Origin of the sequence: Thermodesulfobacterium hveragerdense DSM 12571, from assembly GCF_000423845.1 — a bacterium.
In the GTDB taxonomy this organism is placed as follows: Bacteria; Desulfobacterota; Thermodesulfobacteria; order Thermodesulfobacteriales; family Thermodesulfobacteriaceae; genus Thermodesulfobacterium; species Thermodesulfobacterium hveragerdense.
Genome location: NZ_AUIT01000024.1, coordinates 23,287 through 29,439 on the forward strand (window position 1 = coordinate 23,287; position 6,153 = coordinate 29,439).

At 32.5% G+C, this 6,153-nt stretch carries 6 protein-coding genes and 1 pseudogene; all 7 read left to right on the forward strand.

Annotation, left to right across the window (positions count from 1 at the left end; translation table 11 throughout):
- Positions 1–25: 25 nt before the first annotated feature.
- On the forward strand, positions 26–775 hold the full coding sequence (gene cas6 / locus G580_RS0107305; RefSeq protein ID WP_083960839.1) for a CRISPR-associated endoribonuclease Cas6: 750 nt from the start codon (positions 26–28) through the stop codon (positions 773–775).
- Between the two features lie 84 nt (positions 776–859).
- Positions 860–2,506, forward strand: coding sequence for a CRISPR-associated helicase Cas3' (cas3, locus tag G580_RS0107310; protein ID WP_028841626.1), 1,647 nt, complete (start codon positions 860–862; stop codon positions 2,504–2,506).
- Positions 2,487–3,218: a CRISPR-associated endonuclease Cas3'' gene (locus tag G580_RS0107315; protein ID WP_028841627.1), complete on the forward strand. Its 732-nt coding sequence runs from the start codon at positions 2,487–2,489 to the stop codon at positions 3,216–3,218. Before cas3 ends, G580_RS0107315 begins: the two co-directional genes overlap by 20 nt.
- Before the next feature lies 1 nt (position 3,219).
- Positions 3,220–3,945, forward strand: coding sequence for a type III-B CRISPR module RAMP protein Cmr1 (cmr1, locus tag G580_RS10430; RefSeq protein WP_028841628.1), 726 nt, complete (start codon positions 3,220–3,222; stop codon positions 3,943–3,945).
- A 92-nt stretch (positions 3,946–4,037) separates the two neighbouring features.
- Positions 4,038–5,630: a type III-B CRISPR-associated protein Cas10/Cmr2 gene (gene cas10 / locus G580_RS0107325; RefSeq protein ID WP_028841629.1), complete on the forward strand. Its 1,593-nt coding sequence runs from the start codon at positions 4,038–4,040 to the stop codon at positions 5,628–5,630.
- Complete coding sequence (locus tag G580_RS0107330) at positions 5,602–5,877, forward strand: hypothetical protein (RefSeq protein WP_028841630.1); 276 nt, start codon at positions 5,602–5,604, stop codon at positions 5,875–5,877. Before cas10 ends, G580_RS0107330 begins: the two co-directional genes overlap by 29 nt.
- A gap of 52 nt (positions 5,878–5,929) precedes the next feature.
- A pseudogene (locus G580_RS0107335) lies at positions 5,930–6,153 on the forward strand (IS256 family transposase); the annotation flags it as partial.

Consider the following 6,153-nt stretch of genomic DNA (forward strand, 5'->3'; position numbering starts at 1 on the left):
ATATAAAATTTTTAAAAGTGTTAATTTGTTTGCAAAAATGAGATTAAGTTTAACTTTTTCATTTACCAAAAAGTTGATTTTACCTTTTCATTACAATGAAATAATTCAAGGCTTGATTTACCGTCTTTTAGATAAAGCTATTGCTGAGAAGCTTCACGATGAAGGTTTTGTTTTAGGAAAAAGAAAGTTTAAATTATTTACTTTTTCTCGTCTTTTTGGAAATTTTGAGAGGCAGGGAGAGAATTTTAAATTTTCTTCTCCTTTTAAGCTTTATTTATCTTCTCCTTATAATGAGATGATTGAAAGTTTAGTATTAAATCTTTTAAAAACTCCTGAAATTAAGATTTTAGAAAATAATATCTTTGTTGAAAGTGTTGAGGTTGTAGCTTCTCCTGTCATAAAAAGAGAAGTGACAGTTAAGATGCTTTCTCCTCTCACTGTTTATAGTACATTGTTGAGTCCTGATGGTAAGAAGAAGACTTATTATTATCATCCTAAGGAAAAAGAATTTTCTCAACTTGTTAAAGAAAACTTATTTAAGAAATACAAAGCTTTTTACAAAAGGATACCTCATTCTGAAGAATTTCACATAGAGCCTTTAGGGATAAGTAGCAAAAACGAAAAGTTAGTGAGTTACAAAGGTTTTATAATAAAAGGCTGGATGGGAAAGTTTAGATTAAGGGGGGATCCAGAGCTTATAAAATTTTCTTATGAAGCTGGTCTTGGAGCAAAAAATTCCCAGGGGTTTGGGATGTGGGAAATTTTAGAAAAATAAAAGTCATCATGTCAGAAAGGGGATTAAAAAGCTGTTATAAATTAAATAGAAAAACAAAATTAATGAAAAAGGACTTTAACAAAAATGCAAAGTGTAAGCCTAAGTGTTAAAGATTTCTATAAAAAATATTTTCAAATAGACAAACCTTACGAATTTCAAGAGAGGATTTGGGATTTAATTTTCCAAGGAAAAAATCCCCTATTGGTTAGAGCTCCCACAGGTAGTGGCAAAACTGAGGCAGCAATTGCCCCATTTTTAGCTCAGTTCGTAGATAATGAATTTCCAATTGCACCAAGGCTGATTTATGTCTTGCCTATTAGGGTACTTGTTAACAGTATTGCACAAAGGATAAAAAAATACGCAGAGAGAATTTCTCCAAACATATCTGTTGAAATTCAGCACGGTGACATCCCTGATTCACCGTTTTTTATTGCTGATATTGTGGTTACTACTCTTGACCAGTTTCTTTATGGTTTTGCAAGAGCAAGTAGACAGGTAGGACACCATATGGATGTACCTGCTGGATCAATAGCAACTTCTATAGTTGTATTCGATGAAGCACATATGTACAGAGATGAATTTACTTTTTCAATAATGAGAGCGTTAATGGAAATACTGTACAGAAGTAATATCCCTTTTGTGGTTATGACAGCGACTATGCCTAAAAGTCTTGAGGAGAGCCTTTTTGAAAGGATTGAGCTTAGCGACGAACAGAAGATTTTTGTAGATATTCCTTTTTCTTCTAAAATTGACATTAAGTTGCATGATAATCCTTTAATTTCAAACGAAGATATAAATCTTTCTGATGATCTCTTAGAAAAAATCAAGACTAAAAAGACATTAATTGTATTAAACCAGGTAAAAAGGGCACAAAAGGTTTATGAAAAGATCAGGTCAAGGCTTGAATTAAGTGATGAGCAGATTGTTTTGTTACACTCAAGATTTACAAAAGTGGACAGAATAGAACATGAAGGGAAAGCCTTTTCATTAATTCCGCACAAAGAAAACGGAGAAATTATAATTCCAGAAGGAACTGGCATTGTAGTTTCAACACAGGTTCTTGAGGCAGGCATTGATTTTTCAGCAGAGCTTCTACTTACCGAGTTAGCTCCAGCCGATTCGTTGGTGCAAAGGGCTGGAAGATGTGCAAGATATGAGGGGCAGAGTGGAGAGATGATTGTATTTCAGGTTGATGATGTTGATAGAGGCTATTTACCCTATGAGAAGGAGAGTTTAGATAAAACTTGGGAGTGGCTTAAAGATAATCCTGATTTTAACATAAAAAACTCTGTTCAAGTTTGTCAATTTGTAGATAATATCCTTAATTATAAAGCAAACGATTATGAAGCAGCTGATACCCTTATAGACCTTTATGAATGTGTTTTGTATGCAGATACAGAGCCAAGAAATATTCAACTAAGGGAGGGTAAGCCTATTACGATTGTAGTGGTTGATTTTTCAATAGGAGAAGGGAGAAAAAAGGAGGACAGAATAAAAAACGCTATAAAAAATGTAAATGTGAGAGAAAACTCTATGAATCTGGATATTGGCATTGGCAGAAGTTTAAGGAACAAAGAAATTTTGAGCTTGATGCTGAAGTATGATCCTGATAAAAAGGAGTGGACTTATGAGGAAGTGAGAGAGATTGTTCCATTTAGGATGTATATACTTGATAGTAATTATTACGATAAAAAGAAAGGGGTAATTCCTGATGACAGCATCTTTATTTAGTGCACCTAATGAAAGTTATATAGAGCATATTCAAAGGTGCGAGGAAAAGTTAAAGAGCTTATTTCCTGTCTTTTGTCATACAGTAAAGAGAGTATTGACTGATACATTTTCTGAGGATAAGATACGGGAATTTTTTTATCAAATGGTTAGATTTCACGACCTTGGCAAGCTCACCAAAAAATGGCAGGATAATATAGGTAAAGATAAGAATAAAAAATTACCCTCTCATGCTCCAATTGGTGCTGCCTATTTGTGGAAAGTTTTGCCAGAAGGGATAAAAGAGCCTTTAGTTTTTGCGGTTGCTATTCATCACACAGACCGAGGTCTTCTTGGAGACAACATAGAAAGACCAGATGTTCAGGCAATACTTGATGGCATAGTTAAGAATGATGGGAGTATTGATTGGCATAAAGGTGTAGATGAGTTAGATAAAGAGTACTTTCCAGATGAAGCAAGAGATCTTACAGTTAATGATTTAAGAGAAATGGCAAGAGGATTAAGGGTCTGGGCAAAAGGATGCGACATGCTTGAGCAACACCGAAGAAGGCTTCAAGTATCTCTTGTCCATCATATACTAAAACTTTGTGATGTATCAGCAGCTACCGAGAGAAAGGAATACTGGAAGGAAGACGAACACTCATATTATGGTGGCTGGTTAATGGTAGAAAAGATAGCAAAATATGTGGAAAATGTTGTTTGCAGGAGGAATTAATATGCATAAGGTAGAATTTAAATGTGAAGTGATAACCCCGATGTTTATGGCTGGGGCAGACGGAAGAACTCCCGAGCTCAGACCTTCAGAGTTTAAAGGAATGATGCGTTTCTGGTGGAGAGCTATAAAGGCGGAGAATGATATCCCAAAGTTAAAGAAAGAAGAAGCGGAAATTTTTGGCGGAACTGGAAAAGGAGAAGGAAAAAGCAAGCTAGCAATAAAGTTAAAACCTTTAAATTTAATTAGTAGTGATTATTGGCCATTACCGCATAAAAAGAACTTTAAAAAGATGTGCTTTAGAGAAGGTTCACAGTTTATTGTAGAGTTAGCTTTTAGAGACAAAAACTATCAAGATTTGTTTAGTAATTTATTTATTCTTACCACAATTTTAGGTGGTTTTGGTGGTCGCTCAAGAAGAGGTTTTGGAAGTGTTAAAATAATTGAGCCGGATTTAGAAATTAGTTATCAATATATCTTAAATCTACTAAATGAAATTGGAAATTCATATAAAATCCAAGAAAATAAGATTATTAATTCTAAAAATGGCGGACAATATCCTTGGATTAAAGAAATTGTAATATTCAAAGAATATGAAAAATGGGAAAAATTACTAATTAACATTGGGAAAGCTACACATACTTGTAAAGACTCTTCTCTTGGTAATTCTAATCCACGAATGGCATCGCCTATTTATGTTTCAGTAATAAAAAAAAATAAATATATATAAGCTTATTGTAACAGTTTTAAATAGCTACTTCCCAAGCAATTATCCAAGATGGAATTTTCAAAAACAAAAAGATTTTATAAAGGAAATTTGCTATGAGTAATTTCACTGATAAACTCAAAGCTTTTTTACACGACCCAATTGATAAATGTTTTGATATTCCAACACATATTCAAAGAGCAAAGGAATATGCTGAAATTATTGGTGTTTCAGGCGTATATGAAATGAAAGGACCGGATGAGATTGCTTCTTGTATGGAAAGAAGCTTTTTACCAAAACCAGAAAAATACGGATTAAGGAAAGAACATTTTTATCAAGAGTGCACTGAAATCAGGCATCCTTTTTCAGAGGGAAAGATTTATCTACCTGATTTTGATAAGAAGAGAATTTTAAGTGAGGTAAAAACAGTCTTTGAAAATATCAAAACTGCTTTACCTCAGGATGATAAAGACCAGTTTCTTTATCTTTGGCGAAATTTAATGGAAGAGATGTTTGATAAATTTAAAGATTTACCCATTGGCAAATATATACCTGTTTTGCCAGCTGATACAAGAATGCCTGACCATTCTATTTGGGAACATCTAAAAATTGCTTCTGCTATCAAGGCTTTTAAGGATAAAGAAAATAATCAATTGTATCAGAACAATTCCCTGTTTCTTTTCTCTATCGGGCCTGTGCAAAGCTTTATCTCTCAAGCAAGGAAAACCCAGGATCTATTTATGGGAAGCTTTATCCTTTCATATCTTACATTTAAAGCAATTAAAGTTGTAGTAGATAAATATGGACCAACAAATATTATTTATCCAGATTTATATGGACAGCCTTTAATGGATTATTATTTAGAAAAAAGAAAAATTAAAGTAAAAAACTCAACCGGAAATTATATAGACCAGCCAACTATTCCAAACAGATTTGTAGCAATATTTCCAGTAACTGAAAAAAAAGAAATAGAAGAACTGGCTGAAAAAATAAAAGAAACTACAGAAAATACTTGGAAAGAAATGGGCGAAAAAGTGCTTGATGCATTTAAATTGAAAGATAATAGTGACGTTGTTAGAGTTTTTGAGCAACAAATGAAAATTTTCCCAGAAATTTACAGGACTTCTATTCCTTTAAAAGTGGGATCAAATGATATACGAGTGAATGATTTTAAAGAGTTTTTTGAAGATAAAGAAATAGAAAGATGGGAAAAACTTGAAACTTTTATAAAAGAAAAAGCAGAATTTCCACCAAATATAGGTTTTCTCTATCAACTTGCTTATTCTGCTTTAGAAAAATCAATGGGAGCAAGAAAGAATCTGAGGGATTTTGAACAGACTAAGGAATATGGAAAAAAATGTCATCTTTGCGGTGAGCGTGAAGCTTTTATATGTGGAAAGAAAAGAGAGGACGAGAAAAAGGAGACTGAAAAGATAAAATGCAAGGTATATTTAGATGTAGAGAAATATGGAAAGTATATTTCTTCTACTGAAGGGTTATGTATTATTTGCTTTACAAAAAGAGCGCTTGATAAATACTTAGTAAACAAGTTTAGTGGTAAATTTAAAGATTTTTCATTTCCATCAACAGCAGAAATATCTTGCTCTGATTTTAAGGAAAAAGCTTTAAAAGATGCACAAACTGAAATTAAAGAATATGTTAAAACTTTTCAAGATATAGTTGGAGAGGAAAATTTTCAAACAGGTTAAAGTTTCATTTATTCTAAAATTAAAGGAACAAAATCCAGATATTGAAAATCTCGAAGGTTACTGGTTTTATGAGGAAAATTTGAGGGTTAAAGAATTTGAAGCACAATTCGGTATAACACCAAACGAGGAGCAACTCAAAGAACTCAAGGAAAAATTAAAAGTAATAACAAATAAGGGAGTAGAATATAAATTGTGTCTTTTAATAAAATATTTTAGAGGCATAATAAAAATTTTTAATATTTTTTAAATTAATGATAACATAAAACCTAAAAGACTAAACTAACCAGGAGGTCTGTAAAATGGAAAACTTAGACTTAGATTTAGAAAAAGTTTTAAGTGAAATCTCAAAAATTGAATCAAAAGAGGGTATCAAAATGGCTGCTGCACTCCTCTTAAACGCTCTCATGAAAAAAGAAAGAGAAATATTCCTTAGAGATAGTATTGATAATAAAGCTAATGGTTACTATGAAAGACAACTTGCCTGTTTCTTAGGTAACCTTGGTATCTCTGTCCCAAGAGATAG